General features: G+C 61.4%; 23 protein-coding genes. 11 read left to right on the top strand and 12 right to left on the bottom strand.

Features of this window, described 5'->3' with window-relative positions:
• Positions 1–646, bottom strand: a 646-nt coding sequence (locus ACW9IB_RS27110) for an AlgP family protein (protein ID WP_457416304.1), incomplete at its 3' end; no start/stop codon positions are given.
• Positions 647–838: 192 nt separating this feature from the next.
• On the opposite strand from ACW9IB_RS27110, the gene ACW9IB_RS27105 reads away from it, so the two are divergent.
• A complete protein-coding gene (locus tag ACW9IB_RS27105; protein ID WP_457416301.1) occupies positions 839–1516 on the top strand; it encodes an FKBP-type peptidyl-prolyl cis-trans isomerase in 678 nt (225 codons plus the stop codon).
• Between the two features lie 55 nt (positions 1517–1571).
• Here ACW9IB_RS27105 and rsd read toward each other — a convergent pair whose 3' ends face one another.
• From rsd to ACW9IB_RS27070, 7 genes are all read right to left on the bottom strand, one after another.
• Entirely contained in the window at positions 1572–2030 is a 459-nt protein-coding gene (gene rsd / locus ACW9IB_RS27100) for a sigma D regulator (protein ID WP_457364891.1), read from the bottom strand.
• 208 nt (positions 2031–2238) lie between these two features.
• Entirely contained in the window at positions 2239–2760 is a 522-nt protein-coding gene (locus ACW9IB_RS27095; RefSeq protein WP_457416298.1) for a disulfide bond formation protein B, read from the bottom strand.
• 236 nt (positions 2761–2996) lie between these two features.
• Positions 2997–4238, bottom strand: coding sequence for a heme biosynthesis HemY N-terminal domain-containing protein (locus ACW9IB_RS27090; RefSeq protein WP_457416295.1), 1242 nt, complete (start codon positions 4236–4238; stop codon positions 2997–2999).
• 5 nt (positions 4239–4243) lie between these two features.
• Positions 4244–5359 (bottom strand): uroporphyrinogen-III C-methyltransferase, encoded by a 1116-nt coding sequence (locus ACW9IB_RS27085; RefSeq protein WP_457364888.1) that lies wholly within the window; start codon positions 5357–5359, stop codon positions 4244–4246.
• Between the two features lie 18 nt (positions 5360–5377).
• The gene (locus ACW9IB_RS27080) at positions 5378–6136 is read right to left on the bottom strand and encodes a uroporphyrinogen-III synthase (protein ID WP_457416292.1); all 759 of its coding nucleotides are present in this window, start codon (positions 6134–6136) and stop codon (positions 5378–5380) included.
• Complete coding sequence (gene hemC, locus ACW9IB_RS27075) at positions 6133–7074, bottom strand: hydroxymethylbilane synthase (protein ID WP_457416288.1); 942 nt, start codon at positions 7072–7074, stop codon at positions 6133–6135. The genes ACW9IB_RS27080 and hemC overlap by 4 nt, the downstream gene beginning before the upstream one ends.
• 138 nt (positions 7075–7212) lie before the next feature.
• A complete protein-coding gene (locus ACW9IB_RS27070) occupies positions 7213–7959 on the bottom strand; it encodes a LytR/AlgR family response regulator transcription factor (RefSeq protein ID WP_457416285.1) in 747 nt (248 codons plus the stop codon).
• 504 nt (positions 7960–8463) lie between these two features.
• Between ACW9IB_RS27070 and argH the strand changes: the two genes are divergently transcribed.
• A complete protein-coding gene (gene argH, locus ACW9IB_RS27065) occupies positions 8464–9858 on the top strand; it encodes an argininosuccinate lyase (RefSeq protein ID WP_457416282.1) in 1395 nt (464 codons plus the stop codon).
• A 110-nt stretch (positions 9859–9968) separates the two neighbouring features.
• On the opposite strand, the gene ACW9IB_RS27060 is transcribed toward argH, so the two are convergent.
• On the bottom strand, positions 9969–10628 hold the full coding sequence (locus tag ACW9IB_RS27060; protein WP_457364883.1) for a glutathione S-transferase family protein: 660 nt from the start codon (positions 10626–10628) through the stop codon (positions 9969–9971).
• Between the two features lie 125 nt (positions 10629–10753).
• On the opposite strand from ACW9IB_RS27060, the gene ACW9IB_RS27055 reads away from it, so the two are divergent.
• The 3 genes from ACW9IB_RS27055 (at position 10754) to ACW9IB_RS27045 (ending at position 14393) form a co-directional block, all read left to right on the top strand.
• Positions 10754–11038, top strand: coding sequence for a hypothetical protein (locus tag ACW9IB_RS27055; protein ID WP_457364882.1), 285 nt, complete (start codon positions 10754–10756; stop codon positions 11036–11038).
• A 95-nt stretch (positions 11039–11133) separates the two neighbouring features.
• Positions 11134–11385, top strand: a complete 252-nt coding sequence (locus tag ACW9IB_RS27050) for a TIGR02647 family protein (protein WP_457416279.1) — start codon at positions 11134–11136, stop codon at positions 11383–11385.
• A gap of 167 nt (positions 11386–11552) precedes the next feature.
• Positions 11553–14393 carry a class I adenylate cyclase gene (locus ACW9IB_RS27045; protein ID WP_457416277.1) on the top strand — a complete coding sequence of 947 codons (2841 nt, stop codon included), beginning with the start codon at positions 11553–11555 and terminating at the stop codon, positions 14391–14393.
• Here ACW9IB_RS27045 and rnk read toward each other — a convergent pair.
• The 3 genes from rnk to cyaY form a co-directional block, all read right to left on the bottom strand.
• Positions 14390–14803 (bottom strand): nucleoside diphosphate kinase regulator, encoded by a 414-nt coding sequence (rnk, locus tag ACW9IB_RS27040; RefSeq protein WP_457364879.1) that lies wholly within the window; start codon positions 14801–14803, stop codon positions 14390–14392. The genes ACW9IB_RS27045 and rnk overlap by 4 nt on opposite strands.
• 131 nt (positions 14804–14934) lie before the next feature.
• The gene (locus tag ACW9IB_RS27035) at positions 14935–15153 is read right to left on the bottom strand and encodes a DUF1289 domain-containing protein (RefSeq protein ID WP_457364878.1); all 219 of its coding nucleotides are present in this window, start codon (positions 15151–15153) and stop codon (positions 14935–14937) included.
• A gap of 2 nt (positions 15154–15155) precedes the next feature.
• A complete protein-coding gene (gene cyaY, locus ACW9IB_RS27030) occupies positions 15156–15488 on the bottom strand; it encodes an iron donor protein CyaY (protein WP_034116382.1) in 333 nt (110 codons plus the stop codon).
• Between the two features lie 238 nt (positions 15489–15726).
• On the opposite strand from cyaY, the gene lptM reads away from it, so the two are divergent.
• Genes lptM through ACW9IB_RS27000 form a run of 6 tightly spaced genes read left to right on the top strand, consistent with a single transcriptional unit; the run spans position 15727 to position 20312 of the window.
• The gene (lptM, locus tag ACW9IB_RS27025) at positions 15727–15897 is read left to right on the top strand and encodes an LPS translocon maturation chaperone LptM (protein ID WP_457364876.1); all 171 of its coding nucleotides are present in this window, start codon (positions 15727–15729) and stop codon (positions 15895–15897) included.
• A gap of 9 nt (positions 15898–15906) precedes the next feature.
• The gene (lysA, locus tag ACW9IB_RS27020; RefSeq protein ID WP_457416273.1) at positions 15907–17154 is read left to right on the top strand and encodes a diaminopimelate decarboxylase; all 1248 of its coding nucleotides are present in this window, start codon (positions 15907–15909) and stop codon (positions 17152–17154) included.
• 3 nt (positions 17155–17157) lie between these two features.
• The gene (gene dapF / locus ACW9IB_RS27015) at positions 17158–17988 is read left to right on the top strand and encodes a diaminopimelate epimerase (protein WP_457364874.1); all 831 of its coding nucleotides are present in this window, start codon (positions 17158–17160) and stop codon (positions 17986–17988) included.
• Between the two features lie 13 nt (positions 17989–18001).
• Positions 18002–18718: a DUF484 family protein gene (locus ACW9IB_RS27010; protein WP_457364873.1), complete on the top strand. Its 717-nt coding sequence runs from the start codon at positions 18002–18004 to the stop codon at positions 18716–18718.
• Positions 18719–18720: 2 nt separating this feature from the next.
• Positions 18721–19620, top strand: a complete 900-nt coding sequence (xerC, locus tag ACW9IB_RS27005; protein WP_457364872.1) for a tyrosine recombinase XerC — start codon at positions 18721–18723, stop codon at positions 19618–19620.
• Complete coding sequence (locus ACW9IB_RS27000) at positions 19617–20312, top strand: HAD family hydrolase (protein WP_457416270.1); 696 nt, start codon at positions 19617–19619, stop codon at positions 20310–20312. Before xerC ends, ACW9IB_RS27000 begins: the two co-directional genes overlap by 4 nt.
• Positions 20313–20374: the final 62 nt, after the last annotated feature.

The following is a 20374-nucleotide window of genomic DNA, read 5'->3' as shown; positions in this document are numbered from 1 at the left end:
GCTTGGCAGCGGGTTTTGCAGCAGCGGTTTTAGCGACTGGCTTGGCAGCGGGTTTCGCAGCAGCGGTTTTAGCGGCTGGCTTGGCAGCGGGTTTCGCAGCAGCGGTTTTGGCGGCTGGCTTGGCAGCGGGTTTCGCAGCAGCGGTTTTAGAGGCTGGCTTGGCAGCGGGTTTTGCAGCAGCAGGTTTGGCGGCTGGCTTAGCGGCTGGCTTTTTCGCTGCGCTGGCGGCCACTGCTTTTGCCGGTGCGCGAGCGCTCAGTACCTTGGCTGCAGCTTCCTTCACACGACCAACGCCCTGGGCCAGTTTCAGGCTTTCCTGGGCATCTTTTTTGAGTTGGGAAATGTAGGTGCGGGTTTCGGCTTGGCGCCCCTTCAGGGCGTCCAGCAGATCCTCAAGTTCTTTGACAGCGTCTTTAGCTTTGGCTTGCGCCTTGGCTTTGCCGGCGCTGGCGGCGTCTTGCAGTTTGGTGCGGGACTTGTGCAGCTTCTCTTGCGCTTTACCGCGTTGTTTTTCCAGTTTGGCGAGCAATTTTTCTGCATCGGCCAAGGCTTGGGAACACGCGTTTTCCAGATGTTCGAGCAGGCTGCCCGAAAGTTGTTGGAGTAAGTGCAACGGGGTATTAACAGGCTTCTGTTTGGCCGACATGGTTTACCTCCTGGCTGACGTGGGTGCGGCTCATACTAGCCCTCTGCTCTTACCGCCGCTAGGGCATGTTGACAGTATCGTTTGCCTTGCGTTGCACCGTACGAAAATTCTTATCGATATAACGAAAATCTGCGGCACTTTTTACCCATTCACGCTGGCATAATCCGTCGCACTTTCGGCGGGAGAATGCCCATGTCGCGTTACCTTTTTCTCGTGCTCGGCCTGGCTGTTTCCATGGCCAATGCAGGCGAGCAATCAACACCCAAAACCCCTGACCAGGATCAGCACGACCTCGCCTACAGCCTGGGCGCAAGCCTGGGTGAGCGCCTGCGCCAGGAGGTTCCCGACCTGCAGATCCAGGCGCTGGTCGACGGCCTCAAGCAAGCCTATCAAGGCAAGCCATTGGCCCTGGACAACGCACGCATCGAACAGATTCTTGCCCGTCACGAAGCACAAAATGAACAAGACGCGCAGGCCCCTCAAAGTGAAAAGGCACTCGCGGCCGAGCAACAATTTCTCACCAAAGAAAAAGCGCTGAAAGGCGTGCGCGAATTGGCCGATGGAATTCTGCTCACCGAACTGACACCCGGCACCGGCAACAAGCCGGCGGCCAGCGATCAGGTGCAGGTGAAATACGTGGGGCGTCTTCCCGATGGCAGTGTGTTTGACCAGAGCACACAACCCCAATGGTTTCGCCTGGACAGTGTGATCAGTGGCTGGAGCAGTGCGTTGCAGCAGATGCCGGTGGGGGCGAAATGGCGCCTGGTGATTCCATCGGCCCAGGCTTATGGTGCCGACGGCGCTGGCGAGTTGATTCCACCCTATACGCCATTGATATTCGAGATCGAATTGCTCGGCACGCGTTCTTGAGGCAATAAAAAACGGCGCGCCATGCGCACCGTTTTTTGTATATCGCTATCGAGGATCAAGCCTGGGTAGCGGACTCTTCCTTGTGCGCGTTGTGCAGCACTTCGATCAGGCAGTCTTCAAGCTCGAAACGCTCGTGAAGCAGACCACCCAGCTCTTTGAATTTTTCAGCGACGCACTTGCCTTCATCGCACAGGTCGTTGAAGGCCAGCAGTTTCTCGGTAATCACATCGATGCGCGGGTAAATCGTTTCGGCCAACTCCAGACCACGCTGATCATCGAAGGCTTCGGCCTCTTTGGTCAGTTGCTCGTAGACACCAAAATGGCCGGCTGACACGTAGTCCACCAACACGCCGCAAAAATCCGTTAAAGGCTCACGGCTATCCGCCAGTGCCTCGGGCTTGGCGCCGAGAGCATCAAAGGCCCGAACCAGTTCGTGACGTGCCTTCAACCAGCTGTCGATCAGCTTGTGCACCCCACCCCAGCGTTCCTGAGCATTCTGACAACTTTCCAGCATGATGATCTCTCTTCCCTATAGGGGCGCTGCCGCCGATGCCTGCGCAACACTTCAAGGATAAAGCGTCAGCCGGACAAGGCCGCATCTGACAAACGGTTTCGATAACACGTGCGGGCCAGATTATGCCCGCATGACTATGGCTTCAAGGTACGCAGGAGAGAAAGTTCATACAAGTGTTTAATCCCCTCCTACACCTCGCGCCCTGCATTCAGGGCCTCATCAGGGGCAATCGTTGACTGAGCAGCAGCCGTGAAAACTGCATCCCCCCCAGCACCAGCATGGCCACGAAGAACAGCAGGCTCCATTCGGGCAGGCTCAGGTCGAACAGCGTCCAATTGATTTCCACGCAGTCAACGGTGCCTTTGACCGTCAATTGCAGCGCTTGCCACAACGACAGGTTTTCAATCATGTAAGGCAGGCTGGGCCAGCAATCCCCTGCCTGATCGGCTGCCGCGTTTTGCAACAGCACCTGGCGCACGGCGGTAATCGCTCCGAACAGCGCACACATCATACTCGCCAGCCCGTAAAGGTAGGCGGTGGAGCGCTTGGGGTTATGAAGTGCGGCGACCAGATTGGTCAGCGTAAAGGCAGCCAACAGAGCCCGTTGCAATTGGCACAGGAAGCACGGCCGCAACGACGCACCGAACTCAAGGTAGAAGGAGGCACCCAAGGTCAGCGTACCCGCCAGGAACGCCAGGAAAAACAAGGAGCGTGAAGGGGCCAAAGACATGCTTTATCCGCACCGCGAAAGATAGGTCGCTACGGTAGAGGAAAGGCCGGACCGCTTTCAATACGCACCAGACCAGACTATTCCGCGAGAACGTCAGGATATCCCGTCAGAACGCGGACGACTTTACGGGAGCCTTCGTAGGAATTTACTGCAAACCCCATTAAGCCCGGCATTCAGGCCGATCAAGAGGGCTGACGATCAGAATCATCTGAGCCAACCCTCGACACCTTCCTACTTCAGACGCGGGCAGGTACGGGCAGGGGCGATGCCAGCAGGCGGTTATCCAACAGACCCAGGCCCTCCTGGAACAACTGGTTGCTACGCTCGGTGTCCCCCATCTGGGCCAACAAACGCGCCAACTCTGCGCAGGCTTCAGGGTTGCGCTGCACCTGTAGGCTGCTTTCCAGGTAATCCCGCGCTTTGCCCCAGAGACTGTTCTGCAGGCACAAACGGCCCAGGGTCAGCAGCAAGCTGGCGTCGCCCGGATGATCTTTCAGCCAGCCTTCGGCGAACTTCAATTGCTTGGCTGAATCACTGCCACGCAAGAGACCGTACAACCGGATCAGATGGCTGTCGTAGCCGCGCTTGATAGCGCCGCGCAGCACTTCCTCGGCCTTGGCTTCGGCGCCCAACTGACGCAGTTGTTCGGCGTAGGCCAGCACCAATTGCGGCTCTTGACGCTGGGCCGAGGTCAGTTGCTGCCAGGCCCGCTCCAGGGACTGCAAACCCGCCTCGCCCTGCTCTTCGCGCTGGGCTGCCAATGTGAGGTTTTCACCCCAGGCACGGCGCTCGAGCTCAGCCAGTTCGGACGCCGGCAAGACCTTGTCCTTGCGCAGCTCCGGCATCAGCCGGATCACCGACGACCAGTCACCCCGCTGCTGGTGCAAGCGCTGCAACTGGCGTAACACCTGGGCATTATGAGGATGGCGTTCGTGCATGGCCGACAGGGTGGTCAAGGCACCATCCGTGTCGCCACGGTCCAGTTGCAATTGCGCATGGCTCAACGCAACCGCCAGCTCTGCCTGGGGCTGACGCTCCAGCGCCCGCTCCAGCAAGCCGTCGGACTCTTCATACCGCCCCTGCTCGTTGGCGGCGCGCGCGGCGCCGAGGTAGTAGAGCAACGGTTGACGCTCGGCCTCTGCGGCGCGATGCAGGTGGCGTTCGGCGCTGGCCCAACGCCCTTCGGCGAGGTCCATCTGGCCTTGCTCGATCGCGATCTGTACGCGGCGGCTGCGGTTACGCCGCGACCAGGGGTTGACCACGCCACCGGAGGTGGTCACCAGGCCCAGCAGGACACGCAGCAGATAAACCGCCAGCCCGACCACGAATACCGCCACCAGCGAAGCCCACAGGCTCGACTCGTAATGCAGTACGTGGGGATAGGTAATCAGCACGTAGCCGGTGTGTTTCGAAATACCCACCGCCAGGGCCAGGGCGATTGCAATGGCCAGGACCAGGATCACATAGAAACGCTTCATCGGCTCTACTCCTGAGTCGCCGGCGCGCCTGCTGCCGCCTTGGCTTCACTGGCGGACAGATGACGACGGTCAAGGTAAGCCTGCACGGCGGCAAGACTCGCGGCCAGGTCCGGCGTCACCACCGAGACAGCCTTGGGCTCAAGCTCGGCGATCCGTGCCAGCATCGCCTTGCTTTGCGGGTTGTCCTGGTTGAAGTTGTCCTGCAAGACACTGCGTGCCTCACCCAGCGAGCGGCTGTATACCGCTGTCTCGCCATTGAGCGCGGCCCATTGCGCCTGCTCAAGCGCAAGGCTCAGGGCCAGGCGTACCTGATTCAGACCTTGACCTGCCAGCAGCGGGCGAATGTTGTCATCCGGGTTGAAGTCGATGCGGAAGTAGCGGGAAATCTGTTCCCACCACTGGCTCCAGCGGTTTTCCGTATCGGTGGTTGGCCGGCCCTCTGAAGCCGGTTCAGTCAATTGATACTCCGGTGCAATGGCCGCCAGTTGCACGACCTGATCACGCAGCGCCGCCAATTGCAGGTACAACCCGGTACGGTCCGGCTGCTCGGTGCTGCGCAACGCCACCAGGCTCTTGGCCAATTGCTCGCGGGCAGCGTATGCACCCGGATCGCTCTGCTCACGAAGGATCTCATCGGCGCCCTGCACCAGCGCCTGGGCACTGTTGATGTCTTGCAGGGCAGACAAACGCAGGCTCGCCAGGCGGATCAGGTGTTCGGCTTCGGCCAGTCGCCAGTCCTGGCGACTGGCGCCGAGAACGGTCTCCAGGCGCTGGCTCAGGCGCTGCTGATCACCCTGCAACTGGGCGACCAGACGGCGGCGCTCTTCCAGCTCATCCGCACCCGGCAGTTGCGCCAGGCGGGCCGCCAGTTGCAACTGGCTTTGCTTCAGGGTCTGGGCCTGATCGTCCAGGGTCTGCACCTGGCCCGACTGCTGCTGGCTGTTCGCTTGCAGGGCACGGACCTGCCAGAGCCCCCATCCGCCGGCAGCAACGCCGGCAGCGCCGAGCAACAGGGCAACGATTGCCAGGCCATTGCCACGGCGTGGCGCAGTGACCGGTGTCTCGACCGGCACTTCGAGCGCCGGCTGAGCTTCATCTTTAGGCAAGGCTGTTTCGCTCACGTATCCGTCCTTTGCGTATCAGAGAGTGGGCGCGGTATGACTCCGCAGCGCCACTAACAACGCCGCGGCACTCGCACCACGACAATCCACAACTTTTTCGGCGCCGGCAGCCCGCGCCATCTCGAAGACTCGCGGGCTGGGCACGAACAGCGGCAGTTGCGCCACCTGTGGCCAATCAGAACCCGCCAGGGCCTGCAAGTGCAAGAAACCCTGCCCACTGCTGACCACCAGGCCGTTCAAGCGTTCCAACTGGATGCGCTGCGTCAGCACGCCAAAGGCGTAGGCCGGCAAAAAGCGCCGGTACAACTCCAGGTAGTCGACACTAGCACCTCTGTCGCGCAAACGCTCCGCCAGCAACTCGCGGCCACCCTCGCCGCGCAGGATCAACACCCGCGCGCCAGGCCGTACGACAGCCTCGCGCAACGCCGGCAATTCAAGCAAAGCCTCGCTGTCGTCGCCAGTCTGGGGATAGTGAACATCGAGCCCCTGCTCGGCCAATACTTGGCCAGTGGCGGCACCGACGCTGAACCACGGCAGCCCCGACCAGACGCGGTCCAACCGGCGCACGGCCAGACGCGCAGCGGGCTTGCTGACCACGATCACAGCGCAGTAACGCCCCAGATCGCTGAATATCGCCTGTTGCTCCGGCGTGACCGGTAGAGGTTCTGTCTCCAACAGGGGCAGGCTGCTGCTGAAAATACCGGCGTCGGACAACGACGCCGCCAGGGCAATCGACTCCTCGGCTGGCCGCGTCAGCAGCACGCGCCATTGGCTCACTGCGGACCGGCCTCGCCATACACTTTTTGCAGAATGGCGCCGGCGCCTTTTGCCAGCAACGCTTCGGCAACCTGAACTCCCAGGGCCGTGGCATTACGCTGCGGGCCACGGATTTCAGCGGTCAGCAACGTACCACCCTCAGGGTCTCCCACGAGGCCGCGCAACCAGAGATTGTCTCCCTCAAGCACCGCGTAACAGGCAATCGGCACCTGGCAACCACCGTTAAGGTGCTTGTTCAACGCACGCTCGGCGGTGACACGCACTTCGGTGTCATGGTGATCAAGGGGTTTGAGCAAGGCGTGGATCTCGGTGTCGGCGGTGCGGCATTCGATGCCGACTGCGCCCTGCCCACCGGCAGGCAGGCTGTCTTCGACACTGATGGCCGAGGTGATGCGGTCTGCAAAACCCAGGCGAATCAGGCCGGCCGCAGCCAGAATGATCGCGTCGTACTCGCCGGCATCCAGCTTGGCCAGACGGGTGTTGACGTTGCCACGCAGGAAGCGGATCTGCAGGTCCGGGCGACGGGTCAGCAGCTGTGCCTGGCGGCGCAGGCTCGACGTGCCAACGATACTGCCCGGCGGCAAGTCATCCAGGGACCCATGGCTGTTGGAAACAAAGGCATCACGCGGATCTTCACGCTCGCAGATGCAAAACAGGCCCAGGCCTTCAGGGAAGTCCATGGGCACATCTTTCATCGAATGCACGGCGATATCCGCTTCGTTTTCCAACAGGGCGGTTTCCAGCTCCTTGACGAACAACCCTTTGCCGCCGATCTTCGAGAGCGGCGAGTCCAGCAGCTTGTCGCCACGACTGACCATGGGCACCAGGGACACCTTGAGCCCCGGGTGAGCCTGCTCCAGGCGGGCTTTGACGTATTCGGCCTGCCATAAGGCCAGGGCGCTTTTACGGGTGGCAATGCGGATTTCGCGAGAGGACATGGATCGATCCGTACTGAATAGATACGGCGGATAATAACAGCTCAGGCAAACACGCTTTGATTTGAATCAGCAAGTGCGGGGCCTCCCTGGCCACGTCGCACCGGGATAGGAAATACAGGCGCCGCCACAGCCCTTGGGCTAAAGCTGCTGCATCATTTTGCGCACACCGGCGACATGCCGTCGGCTGACGATCAGCGCATCACCGTTAAGGCCTTTCAGGAACAACTGAAAATGCCCCAACGGCGTGCGTTGCAGGCGCTCGATACGCTCGCGAGCCACCAGTGCATTGCGGTGAATACGCACGAAACGGTCGCCGAACTCGTCTTCAAGGGCCTTGAGCGGCTCGTCGAGCAGCACCTCACCCGCCTCATGGCGCAGAGTGACGTACTTGTGATCGGCAATGAAATAAACCACTTGGCCCAAGGGGATCAGCTCAATGCCTTTGCGCGTGCGTGCGCTGATATGGCTGCGCGGTCCGTTGCCACTTTGGGCAGCGGGTTGAGTCAGGGCGGCGAGCTGGACCCGGGTCGGGCGCTCGGCTTTTTTCAAGGCCTTGAGCAACGCATCGCCAGCCACCGGCTTGGTGAGGAAGCTCACACCACTGGCTTCCAGCGTCTCTGTCGAGAACTCTTCGCTGGCTGCGCAAAACAGCACGGCGGGCGGCGACTCTCGCTCACTCAGGCGAGCAGCGACTTGCAGGCCATCGAGGCCCGGCATGCGGATGTCGAGCAACACCACGTCCGGCTTGAGGCTGTCGATCAGCGTCAACGCCTCTTCGCCGTTGGTGGCGCTCGGTTCAAGGACTGTATAACCCTCGAGTTCACTGACCAGACGGCTCAGTCGCTCGCGGGCTTGGGGTTCGTCATCAACGATCAGGACATTCATATTGCGCTGGATTCCTGCGTGAGTCTCGCACAAGGGTAGCGTAGACAGGTGCGGTGACTTACGTCACAGCGATCCACGCTAAGACTAGCGCGAGCGGCAAAAAGTGCCCCGAGAGTGGCACCCATATTTACCCGGACCTGTTCAATAACGCCCAAGACCCGCAGCCTTCGCGCGTTGTCGTAGGGTTTGCTGATACACAATCCGAATACCCCCCTTTTTTAATGGATAGTCTGGGCTCTGACCGCATCACCCGACTTTGGTGCATTCACACACTATCAGTCCAACTGTAGACGCTCACTGAGACGATATTGCTCAATCGTCAAATATCGTTTCAATAAGGCCTGTCTCCAGTCTCGTCCCGGATGCGATCGGCGGCAAGGCACTTCGCCATCCTTTGCGCAAATAAAAATGCCGACGACCCGCAGCACCGCGCGCCCGGGCAACCCTGTTATGATCGCCGCCACACTTTCACGCCTCCTTAATAAGCAGATCACGAGCGAATCCATGAGCACCGACAAGACCAACCAGTCCTGGGGCGGCCGCTTCAGTGAACCCGTCGACGCCTTCGTCGCCCGCTTCACCGCCTCCGTCACCTTCGACCAACGCCTGTACCGCCACGACATCATGGGCTCCATCGCCCACGCGACGATGCTGGCCAAGGTCGGCGTGTTGTCCGACGCCGAGCGCGACAGCATCATCGACGGCCTGAAAACCATTCAGGGCGAGATCGAAGCCGGCACGTTCGACTGGCGTGTCGACCTGGAAGACGTGCACATGAACATCGAGGCCCGCCTCACCGACCGTATCGGTGTGACCGGCAAGAAACTGCACACCGGCCGCAGCCGTAACGACCAGGTGGCCACCGATATCCGTCTGTGGCTGCGTGACGAAATCGACCTGATCCTGGGCGAAATCACCCGCCTGCAAAAAGGCCTGCTGGAGCAGGCCGAGCGTGAGTCGGACACCATCATGCCCGGCTTCACCCACTTGCAGACCGCGCAACCCGTGACCTTCGGCCACCACTTGCTGGCCTGGTTCGAAATGCTCAGCCGTGACTACGAGCGCCTGGTGGATTGCCGCAAGCGCGCCAACCGCATGCCGCTGGGCAGCGCCGCACTGGCCGGCACCACTTACCCGATCGACCGCGAATACACCGCACAACTGCTGGGCTTCGACGCCGTGGGCGGCAACTCCCTGGACGGCGTCTCGGACCGTGACTTCGCCATAGAATTCTGCGCCGCGGCCAGCATCGCGATGATGCACCTGTCGCGCTTCTCCGAAGAGCTGGTGCTGTGGACCAGCGCGCAGTTCCAGTTCATCGACCTGCCGGACCGCTTCTGCACCGGCAGCTCGATCATGCCGCAAAAGAAAAACCCTGACGTGCCCGAACTGGTACGGGGCAAGAGCGGTCGCGTGTTCGGCGCCTTGATGGGCCTGCTGACCCTGATGAAAGGCCAACCCCTGGCTTACAACAAAGACAACCAGGAAGACAAGGAACCGCTGTTCGACGCCGCCGACACATTGCGCGACTCGCTGCGCGCGTTTGCCGACATGATCCCGGCGATCAAGCCCAAGCACGCGATCATGCGCGAAGCGGCGCTGCGCGGGTTTTCCACCGCCACTGACCTGGCGGACTACCTGGTGCGCCGTGGCCTGCCATTCCGTGATTGCCACGAAATCGTCGGTCACGCGGTGAAATATGGCGTAGACACCGGCAAGGACTTGGCGGAAATGAGCCTGGAAGAACTGCGTCAATTCAGTGACCAGATCGAGCAGGACGTGTTTGCCGTGCTGACCCTGGAAGGCTCGGTCAATGCCCGCAACCATGTGGGCGGTACCGCACCGGCGCAGGTCAAGGCCGCCGTAGCACGCGGCCAGGCCCTGCTCGCCAGCCGCTAAAAGCATCGCAGGCAAGCCAGCTCCCACAGGATACCGAGTACTTCCAGACAACTCGGTCAAAGGTGGGAGCCGGGCTTGCCCGCGATAGCTGTCCCCCAGGCGCCGAGAATCTACTTCTTCGCCGCAATCATCGCCATAAATGCTGGCATCGCCGCCTCCCTGTCCGCTGCCACCTTCTGCGCGTTGGGCATTGCATGCAACCGTTCCAGCAACGCCTTGGCCGCCGGCAGTTCAGCCAACAGGTCCAGACCAAACAGTTTCTCGCCGACCCCACAGGCAAGGTTCACGCTGTACATGAAATACAGATCGGCAATGGTGAGGCTTTCGCCTGCCACATAGGGCGCGAACTTGCCGTGCCGCCCCAACGAAGCGACCCCCAGCAACAACTCGGCCCTGGATTTCTCCTTGATCGCCTCGGGTACCGGCATGCCAAAAAACGCTTCGGCAAAACAGGCGCGGGCAGGTAACTCTATGTACAACTCGATCTCCCGGCACAGCGCCAGTACTTGGGCACGCTGAAACGGCTCAGCCGGTAACAGGGAAGGCCCTTCCTGGGTTTGCTCGAGGTATTCCAGAATCACGCTGGTTTCGTTGATGAAACCCTGTTTGACGCCCAGCACCGGCACCTTGCCTCGCGGGCTGACTGCCAGTACTTCCGGGGTCTGGCCAGCATAAAAGGGCACTTCTTCGAAAGGCAGCCCTTTCTCCAGCAGCGCCAGTTTGACCATGTTGTAGTAGTTGCTGACCGAGAATCCGTAGAGCTTGAGCATTGCAGGTGCCTCCAGGCCGGGTAGGGGTTGGCTGCAAGAGTTATAGATCCGAAGCGCCCACCTGACCAGCAGCATCACCCGCCTGAATGGGCGTAGACTGGCGGCCTTTCCTTGAGGAGCCTGCCATGAGCGAGCCAACCGATATCGACAACGACGAAGAAGAATTCGCCGAGACCACCCTGATCCAGGCCATCGAGAATCAGATCGAAAGCGACAACCCGCCCGCCGCCAAGGCCACCTTCAACAAGTTGACGCTGGTCGGCTATGAACGCGACGACATCCTGAATCTCATGGCCCATGTGCTGGCCGTGGAAATCGACAAGATGCTGGGAGAGGACCGTGCATTCGATACCGAATGGTATGAAACAGCATTGCGGGCGCTGCCCGAGCTGCCGCCGGAAAACCCATAATCCCGACCCACAGCAACCCACTGGACAGTTCGGCAAAGTGCGTTCACCTTATGGCCTGCTAGCCTCTAATAAATCTTAGAAAGTCTGGAGTCCTTATGTCGTATACCCCTGAGTTGGTTGCCGAACTGGAAATCCTTGCACTCTTCAACCTGGACAGCTCCCAGGAAGGCTTGAAAGTCCATAAAACTGCCGCCCCCACGGCCATCTCCGCAGCCAAGCGCCTCTTTGAAAAAGAACTGACCACCCAGCCCGACGGCGGTTATCTGACCAGCCTCGGCCGTGACGCTGCCGAACACGCCCAAGGTTTGCTGACGATTCTGAGCAAAGCCAAAAAAGAAGCCGCCTGACACCGGATACCGCCCATGGAGCCCGCGTGATGCGGACTCCGGGGGCGTTGCCGTGCCAGACACAAAATTCTGACGCCAAAAACCATTTCCCTCTAAACCTCCTACGCTTCTGACTGTAAACTCCTACACGGCTGCCCATGTCGGGCCCTGCGTGCCCCGAGTTCCACATGACCCGCTCCCATGAAATCCGCCCCGACCTGGACGAAGGCATCGACCGCAAGGTGCTGGCCCAGTTGCGCGCACGCTTCATGGCCCTCAACGAAGGGCGCATGGCCCGTGCCGTCGAGGGGCTGACACCGCGACAGCAAAGCGTGCTGAACCTGCTGCCGCTGTTCTTCCACGTCAACCACCCGCTGCTGCCCGGCTACGTGTCGGGCAGTACGCCGGCAGGCCTGTCGAATTTCGAACCCGAAGCCCAGGCCCTGGCCGAAGCGCAACGCCTGACCCGCTCGTTCTCCTACAAGCCGCGTCACGGCAACCCGCCCCGGCCCATTCACGGCCTGTTCCTGATGGGCAGCCTGGGCACCTTGGCCCAGGCTGATCAAAGCGACATGGACGTCTGGGTGTGCCATGCCCCGGACCTGAGCGAGGGTGAACTGGCCGAGCTGCGCAAAAAATGCCAGTTGCTGGAAACCTGGGCCCTGACCATGGGCGCCGAGGCGCATTTCTTTTTGATCGAGCCGACGCGTTTCGTCCTCGGCGAGCGCGACACGCAGCTGAGCTCCGATGACTGCGGCACCACCCAGCATTACTTGCTGCTGGACGAGTTCTACCGCACCGCTATCTGGCTGGCCGGACGCACGCCGATCTGGTGGCTGGTGCCGGTGTATGAAGAAACCCGCTACGCCGAATTCACCCACACGCTGATCTCCAAGCGCTTCATCCGCGCCGACGAAACCCTCGACCTGGGCCACCTGGCGCACATCCCGCCGGGCGAATTCATCGGCGCCGGGCTCTGGCAGCTGTTCAAGGGCATCGAGTCGCCCTACAAATCGGTGCTCAAGCTGCTGCTGACCGAGGTCTACGCCAGCGAACACCCGAACGTGCAGTGCCTGAGCCTGCGCTTCAAGCGCGCGGTGTTCGCCAACCAGATGGACCTCGATGAGCTGGACCCGTACATCGTGGTCTACCGGCGCATCGAGGAATACCTCAAGGCGCGCAACGAGCCCGAACGCCTGGAACTGGTGCGACGCAGCCTGTACCTGAAGGTCAACCGCAAGCTCAGCGCCGGCCAACGCACCACCAGTTGGCAGCGCTTGTTACTGGAGCGACTGGCCCACGAATGGGGCTGGGACCAGCGCCAGCTGACGCTGCTCGACAGCCGCAGCCAGTGGAAAGTGCGCCAGGTCGCTTCCGAGCGTCGCGCGCTGGTCAACGAGCTGAACTACAGCTACCGCTTTCTTACCCAGTTCGCCCGCACCGAACAGACCGTCAGCCTGATCAACAAGCGCGACCTCAATGTACTAGGCCGCCGCTTGTACGCCGCGTTCGAGCGCAAGGCCGGCAAGGTCGAGTTCATCAACCCGGGCATCGCCCCGGACCTGGCCGAAGACACCCTGACCCTGGTGCAGTCGCCCAATCGCAAAGAGCCGGGCCAGCACCATTGGGGCCTGTACAACGGCAACCTCACCGCGCTGGAGTGGGAGCACTTCGCCCCGATCAAACGCAGCCGTGACCTGCTGGAAATGCTCACCTGGTGCCATCGCAACGGCGTGATCGACAGCAGCACCCGTCTGGCCCTGCACCCGGGCGTCAGCGACATGACCGAATTCGAGCTGTTCAACCTGCTGGGCAGCCTGCAACAGACTATCGCCCTGCCCCTGGCCAGCGTCGATGAAGAACGCCTGCTGCGCTCGGCGGTGCCCGAAGAAGTGCTGCTGCTGATCAATGTCGGCGTCGACCCGCTCAAGCATCATCGTGACCTGAACATCCTGATGACTACCGAGCGCACCGACTCCTTGAGCTACGCCGGGGTACGCGACAACCTGGTGCTGACCCTGGACCAGGTCACGATCAACAGTTGGAACGAGGTGATGGTCAGCCGCTACGACGGCCCCCACGCCTTGCTCGACTGCCTGCGTGATTATCTCAATCAGCTGCCGTCGGATCACTTGCCCCGCTTGCGAGTGCGTTGCTTCTGTCACAACCGTGCGCAGTTCATTGCCCAGCGCGTGGAGGAAATCTTCGATACCGCGCAAAACCTGTTGCTCGGTCAATCCAATCACCGTTATTTGCTGCAAGTACAACAGCACTATCACGTGATGGAATTGATGCCCGGCCAGGCCAACCACGTATCACTGCCGACCCAGGACGCGCTGATCGCTTATCTGAGCGAAGAACTGGCCAGTTACAGCCCGCTGCACCTGGACGCCATGGCCCTGGAAGACCACGACCTGGCGCTGCTGTTGCCCATGGGCCTGGCCGATTGCGTGCAGGTGTTCTACCGGGTGAATGAAGGGTTTGCCGAGTTGTACGTGCTGGATGAGTTCAACGCGCTCTGGCAACAACGCTTGCCATTTCATGATGAACAGAGCCTGCTGGCGCCGTTGCAGCGTTTTCTGCAATCGATCATCTATCGCCGGGACGCGCTGTCGCCGATGGACCCGCAGGAACCACTGAGTGCGGTGCAGACGCTGTATTACCAACTGCTGCCATCGGGCAGCACCCGTGCGCGCGGTATCGAGCCTCGGCCCGCACCGCAGAACCCGGCCAATAAACCCTTTTATGATGTGCAGGCGATTATCGGCAAGGCCGTGCCGGGCCAAGTGGGGATCACGCTGTACTGCAATCAGCGGGAGTTTTCCGAGTTGGAGTTTGGCGACCAGCTGTTTGCCGTAGTCGCCCAGGAGATCGTCGGGCAGCGCCGCGAGACCGAGCGCTACCGCTGCTACATCACCGACCTGGACCTGTCAGGCCTGCTCGGTGATGTGCAAAGCCCGAGCAACCTGTACCTGCGCTACAAGGCCGAACTGGAGCTGTCGCTCAACGAAGCCTTGCGCCAGATCTAGAGCGGGAAGGCGCCGCCATCCTTGGGCTGACCTTCGACACTGAGCAATTCCAGCTTGAGGGTCTTGCCGCCCGGTGCAGGCCAGTCGATGTGCTGGCCCACTTGCAGGCCCAGCAACGCGCTGCCCACCGGGGCGAGGATCGAGATCTTGCCCTCGTCTGCGTTCGCATGCTTCGGGTAAACCAGGGTCAGGTGATAATCCTTTCCGCTGCCCTGCTCGCGGCAATGCACGCTGGAGTTCATGGTGACGACTCCCGCAGGCACTTCATCGTGACCAACCACGTCTTCGGCGCGGTCGAGTTCGGCTTGCAATGCCTCGACACCGGGAGAGTCGTCGCCCAGGCGGTCGATCAGTTGCTCCAGACGCTGCACGTCAAGACGGGTGAGAATGATGGACGGTGCGGTGGTCATGATTCAGGCAGACTCCTTTTTTCTGCACAAAAAAGCAAAACCCCGCCAGGAAAAGGCGGGGTTCTTACGGGCCTCGATGAGTTGAGGCGTACCCGGACACTACCACAGCGTCACAAATAAACAAGACGACCTCAGGCGCGCGCCCTGCGCTGCTCGGCCTCGGCGCAGATCACACGCCGCCGGGCATCGTCGGCAGAGCGCCATTCACGGATGTCTTCGACGTGGCGAAAGCAACCGAGGCAGACTTTCTGCTCATCCAGGCGACACAAACTGATACAAGGTGACGGTACCGCCGGGCTGACATTACTGAACAGCGGCTTGGGCGGACGGGCGGGTGAAGGCTGGGTCACGGTCAGATCTCGTCGAAATCCAGGTCAGCGCCGGACTGTTCCTTGGTCAGGCGAGCAAGCATTTCGCTCAGCAGTTCCTCGGTGGTGTCGTGCGCCCAGCGATTTTCTTCTTCGTCGTAATCGAAGTGGAAACCACCCGTACGCGCAGCCAGCCACAACTGGCGCAGAGGTTCCTGGCGACTGAAGATCAGCTGGGTGCCGTTTTCAAACTTCACGGTCAGCACGCCCGCCGAGTTTTCCAGATCCACATCCAGGCCGCTGTCGTCGAAAATATCTTCCAGCGCCTGCTGGGTCGAATCCACCAGGTCGTGAAAACGGGCTTCGGTCAAACTCATTGTGGCAACCTCGAAAATGTCTGGTTTTGCTCAAGCGCCGCACGATACGGACGCGCCCCGCCGATTGCAAAGGATACCGAGTTCATCGCCAACGACGGTATGAAATATCCTCAGTCAGCGTAGCCCGCATCCCTACTCTCTCGGCAAAGCCCCGCCGGACGGGTATTCCGGCGCATAGGCAAGCTGGCGGGTGGTCGGTATACTCGGGCGCAATTAATGCATATTCAAGGATTTCGCCATGAAGCGCCTGATCTCTTCCCTTGCTGCGCTCCTCGCGGTCGCTTGCCTTGTGACTGCCTGCGGCCAGAAAGGCCCGCTGTACCTGCCGGATGACAGCAAAGACCCGAATGAGCAGGCCCAATCGTCGCAAAAGCCAGCCAAAGCGCATAAGCACGACACCTACGAATAAGGGATCCCCATGGACGCTTTTAACTACCGGGACGGCGAGCTGTTCGCGGAAGGCGTGGCGTTGTCCGCGATTGCCCAGCGCTTTGGCACCCCGACCTACGTGTACTCCCGTGCGCACATCGAAGCCCAGTACCGCAGCTATGCCGATGCACTGGAAGGCACCCCGAGCCTGGTGTGCTATGCGGTCAAGGCCAACTCCAACCTCGGTGTACTGAATGTCCTGGCCCGTCTCGGTGCCGGTTTCGACATCGTCTCCCGTGGCGAACTGGAGCGCGTACTGGCAGCGGGCGGCAAGGCTGACCGGATCGTGTTCTCCGGTGTCGGCAAGAGCCGCGAAGACATGCGCCGCGCCCTCGAAGTGGGCGTGCACTGCTTCAACATCGAATCCACCGACGAGCTGGAACGCCTGCAGGTCGTGGCCGCCGAAATGGGCGTTCGCGCGCCGATTTCCCTGCGCGTCAACCCGGACGTCGACGCGGGCACCCACCCGTACATTTCCACCGGCCTCAAAGAGAACAAGTTCGGCATCGCCATTGCCGACGCCGAAGACGTCTACATCCGCGCGGCCCAACTGCCGAACCTGGAAGTGCTGGGCGTCGACTGCCATATCGGTTCGCAACTGACCAGCCTGGCTCCGTTCCTGGATGCACTCGACCGCCTGCTGGCGCTGATCGATCGCCTCGGCGAATGCGGCATCTACCTGCACCACATCGACCTCGGTGGCGGTGTGGGCGTGCGTTACAGCGATGAAGAGCCGCCATTGGTCGCCGATTACATCAAGGCCGTGCGCGAGCGCATCGAAGGTCGCGACCTGGCGCTGCTGTTCGAACCAGGGCGCTACATCGTTGCCAACGCCGGCGTACTGCTGACCCAGGTCGAGTATCTCAAGCATACCGAGCATAAGGATTTCGCCATCGTCGACGCGGCGATGAACGACCTGATCCGCCCGGCGCTGTACCAGGCCTGGATGAATGTCACCGCGGTGGCGCCTCGCGACAGCGAAGCACGCGCCTATGACATCGTCGGCCCCATCTGCGAGACCGGTGACTTCCTGGCCAAGGATCGTCAGCTGGCCCTGGAGGAAGGCGACCTGCTGGCCGTGCATTCGGCCGGTGCCTACGGGTTTGTCATGAGTTCCAACTACAACACCCGCGGACGTACCGCCGAGGTGCTGGTGGACGGTGATCAAGCGTTCGAAGTGCGTCGCCGCGAGACGGTAGCCGAGTTGTATGCTGGCGAAAGCCTGCTGCCGGAGTAAGCCATGCTGCTGCGTTTTACCAAGATGCACGGGCTGGGCAATGACTTCATGGTCCTCGACCTGGTCAGCCAGCACGCGCATATCCTGCCCAAGCACGCCAAACAGTGGGGCGACCGTCACACCGGCATTGGTTTCGACCAGTTGCTGATCGTCGAGGCGCCGAGCAACCCGGAGGTGGATTTCCGTTACCGGATCTTCAACTCCGACGGCTCCGAAGTGGAACAGTGCGGCAACGGTGCGCGCTGCTTTGCGCGTTTCGTGCTGGACAAACGCCTGACCGCCAAGCGGCAGATCCGTGTCGAGACCAAGAGCGGCGTAATCGAACTGGACATCCGCAGCGATGGCCAGATCAGCGTCGACATGGGCGCGCCGCGCCTGGTGCCGGCGGACATTCCGTTCCAGGCCACCGAGCAAGCGGTCAGCTATCCCCTGGACGTGGAAGGCAAGACCGTCGACATCGCCGCCGTGTCCATGGGCAACCCCCATGCCGTACTGCGGGTCAACGACATCAATAACGCGCCAGTACATGAGCTGGGGCCGAAGATCGAACATCACCCGCGCTTTCCCGCCCGGGTCAATGTGGGCTTCCTGCAGGTGATCGACCGCTCCCGCGCGCAACTGCGCGTGTGGGAACGTGGCGCCGGTGAAACCCAGGCCTGCGGCACCGGCGCCTGCGCCGCTGCCGTGGCCGCGATCAGCCAGGGCTGGATGGATTCGCCCCTGCTGATCGACCTGCCCGGCGGACGCTTGTCCATCGAATGGGCAGGCCCTGGCCACCCGGTCAAAATGACCGGCCCGGCCTCGCGCGTCTACGAAGGACAGGTCCGTCTATGAGTGAGTCAAGCCAATGACCGATAAGCCTCAAGTACCCGCCCAAGCATCCCCGAGCGAAAGTCTGGAGGCCGCTGCCGTAGCGGCATACCTTGAGGCTCATCCGGACTTCTTCGTCGAACACGAAGAACTGTTGCCGGCCCTGCGCATTCCCCATCAGCGGGGCGATACTGTGTCGCTGGTGGAGCGGCAAATGAAGATCCTGCGCGAGCGCAATATCGAGATGCGCCATCGACTCTCACAGTTGATGGACGTGGCCCGCGACAACGACCGTCTTTTCGACAAGACCCGCCGCCTGATTCTGACGCTGATGGATGCCACCAGCCTGGAAGAAACCGTGATCGCCGTGGAGGACAGCCTGCGTCAGGACTTTCAGGTGCCCTTTGTCAGCCTGATCCTGTTCAGCGACAACCCGATGCCGGTGGGCCGCTGGGTCAGCGGCGGTGAGGCACAGACCGCCATCGGCGGCCTGCTGTCCGAGGGCAAGACCATCAGTGGCACCCTGCGCGAGCATGAGCTGGATTTCCTGTTTGGTGTCGAACAGCGCAAACAGATCGGCTCCACCGCCGTAGTCGCCCTCAGCCATCAAGGCCTGCATGGCGTGCTGGCCATCGCCAGCCGGGACCCTGCGCACTACAAAAGCTCGGTAGGCACGCTGTTCCTGACCTACATCGCCGAGGTGCTGGGCCGCGTACTGCCGCGCTTCACCACTGCTCTGCGCGCGGTGCGCTAGCCATGGAACGGCAACTGGATGCTTATTGCGCACACCTGCGCAACGAGCGCCAAGTGTCGCCCCACACCCTCGACGCGTACCGGCGGGACTTGAACAAGGTCCTGGCCTACTGCGAAAAACAGCGAATCACCAGTTGGAAGGCTCTGGATATCCAGAGCCTGCGCAGCCTCATCGCTCGCCTGCACCAGGCCGGCCAGTCTTCGCGCAGCCTGTCGCGCCTGCTGTCGGCGGTGCGCGGGCTCTATCACTACCTGAACCGTGAAGGCCTGTGCGACCACGACCCGGCCAACGGCCTGTCGCCGCCCAAAGGTGAGCGGCGCCTGCCCAAGACCCTCGATACCGATCGCACCCTGCAACTGCTCGACGGCGCGGTAGAGGACGACTTCCTGGCCCATCGCGACCAGGCCATCCTCGAACTGTTCTACTCCTCGGGCCTGCGCCTGTCCGAACTGACCAGCCTGAATCTCGACCAGTTGGACCTGGCGGACGGCCTGGTTCAGGTGCTTGGCAAAGGCAGCAAGACCCGCGTGCTGCCAGTGGGCCGCAAGGCCCGGGAGGCCTTGCAGCTCTGGCTACCCCTGCGCGCCCTGGCCAACCCCGCAGACGACGCCGTGTTTATCAGCCAACAAGGCCGACGCCTGGGGCCCCGGGCCATCCAGGTGCGAGTCAAGGCCGCCGGCGAACGCGAACTGGGGCAGAACCTGCACCCGCATATGCTGCGGCATTCCTTTGCCAGCCATATGCTCGAGTCGTCCCAGGACCTGCGCGCCGTGCAGGAACTGCTCGGCCACTCCGACATCAAAACCACGCAGATCTACACCCACCTGGATTTCCAGCACCTGGCAACGGTCTACGACAGCGCCCATCCACGGGCCAAACGCATCAAGGACGGCGACTCATGAGTATCAAGCTGATCACCTTCGACCTGGACGACACCCTCTGGGATAACGTACCCGTCATCATCAGCGCCGAAGCGTCGATGCGCCAATGGCTCGCGACCCACGCGTCCAACGTGGGCGACCTGCCCCTGGAGCATTTCGCCAGCCTTCGCCAACAAGTACTGCAACGCCACCCCGAGCTGAAATACCGCATCAGCGTCCTGCGTCACCGAGTGTTGATGCTGGCTTTTGAAGAAGCCGGTTATCCACAGCCCCAGGCTACGGAAATGGCGGATGTCTGCTTTGAGGCGTTCATTCATGCACGCCATCAACTCACCCCTTTCCCGGAAGCCGAGCCAATGCTCCAGGCGCTGCGCCAGCACTTCCTGCTGGGGGTCATCACCAATGGCAATGCCGACGTGCAGCGCGTCGGGCTGGCGGACTACTTTCACTTTGCCCTGCGCGCCGAAGACATTGGCATCGCCAAGCCGGATGCACGACTGTTTCAGGAAGCCTTGCAACGCGGGGGCGTGGATGCCAACCAGGCGGTGCATATTGGTGACCACCCGGGTGATGACATCGCCGGGGCACAACAGGCGGGGCTTCGGGCGGTGTGGTTCAACCCCAACGGCAAGATTTGGGAAGCAGACAAACGCCCCGACGCCGAGATTCGTAGCCTGACTGAGCTACCGGAGTTGCTCCGCAACTGGCAGTAACAACGCAGATAGAAACTGTGGGAGCGGGCTTGCTCGCGAATGCAATCTTTCAGCTACCAGTG

This window comes from Pseudomonas sp. SDO524_S393 (assembly GCF_054071875.1).
Note: the sequence above shows the minus strand (reverse complement) of the source record. Positions and strands in the feature narration are given on the sequence as shown.

Coding starts and splice junctions, on each gene's coding strand:
- argH (WP_457416282.1), top strand. CDS start 8,464: ATGAGCACCGACAAGACCAACCAGTCCTGGGGCGGCCGCTTCAGTGAA.
- lysA (WP_457416273.1), top strand. CDS start 15,907: ATGGACGCTTTTAACTACCGGGACGGCGAGCTGTTCGCGGAAGGCGTG.
- hemC (WP_457416288.1), bottom strand. CDS start 7,074: ATGTCCTCTCGCGAAATCCGCATTGCCACCCGTAAAAGCGCCCTGGCC.
- rsd (WP_457364891.1), bottom strand. CDS start 2,030: ATGCTGGAAAGTTGTCAGAATGCTCAGGAACGCTGGGGTGGGGTGCAC.
- ACW9IB_RS27095 (WP_457416298.1), bottom strand. CDS start 2,760: ATGTCTTTGGCCCCTTCACGCTCCTTGTTTTTCCTGGCGTTCCTGGCG.
- rnk (WP_457364879.1), bottom strand. CDS start 14,803: ATGACCACCGCACCGTCCATCATTCTCACCCGTCTTGACGTGCAGCGT.
- ACW9IB_RS27045 (WP_457416277.1), top strand. CDS start 11,553: ATGACCCGCTCCCATGAAATCCGCCCCGACCTGGACGAAGGCATCGAC.
- ACW9IB_RS27070 (WP_457416285.1), bottom strand. CDS start 7,959: ATGAATGTCCTGATCGTTGATGACGAACCCCAAGCCCGCGAGCGACTG.
- ACW9IB_RS27055 (WP_457364882.1), top strand. CDS start 10,754: ATGAGCGAGCCAACCGATATCGACAACGACGAAGAAGAATTCGCCGAG.
- xerC (WP_457364872.1), top strand. CDS start 18,721: ATGGAACGGCAACTGGATGCTTATTGCGCACACCTGCGCAACGAGCGC.
- ACW9IB_RS27105 (WP_457416301.1), top strand. CDS start 839: ATGTCGCGTTACCTTTTTCTCGTGCTCGGCCTGGCTGTTTCCATGGCC.
- ACW9IB_RS27090 (WP_457416295.1), bottom strand. CDS start 4,238: ATGAAGCGTTTCTATGTGATCCTGGTCCTGGCCATTGCAATCGCCCTG.
- cyaY (WP_034116382.1), bottom strand. CDS start 15,488: ATGAGTTTGACCGAAGCCCGTTTTCACGACCTGGTGGATTCGACCCAG.
- ACW9IB_RS27060 (WP_457364883.1), bottom strand. CDS start 10,628: ATGCTCAAGCTCTACGGATTCTCGGTCAGCAACTACTACAACATGGTC.
- dapF (WP_457364874.1), top strand. CDS start 17,158: ATGCTGCTGCGTTTTACCAAGATGCACGGGCTGGGCAATGACTTCATG.
- ACW9IB_RS27010 (WP_457364873.1), top strand. CDS start 18,002: ATGACCGATAAGCCTCAAGTACCCGCCCAAGCATCCCCGAGCGAAAGT.
- lptM (WP_457364876.1), top strand. CDS start 15,727: ATGAAGCGCCTGATCTCTTCCCTTGCTGCGCTCCTCGCGGTCGCTTGC.
- ACW9IB_RS27050 (WP_457416279.1), top strand. CDS start 11,134: ATGTCGTATACCCCTGAGTTGGTTGCCGAACTGGAAATCCTTGCACTC.
- ACW9IB_RS27000 (WP_457416270.1), top strand. CDS start 19,617: ATGAGTATCAAGCTGATCACCTTCGACCTGGACGACACCCTCTGGGAT.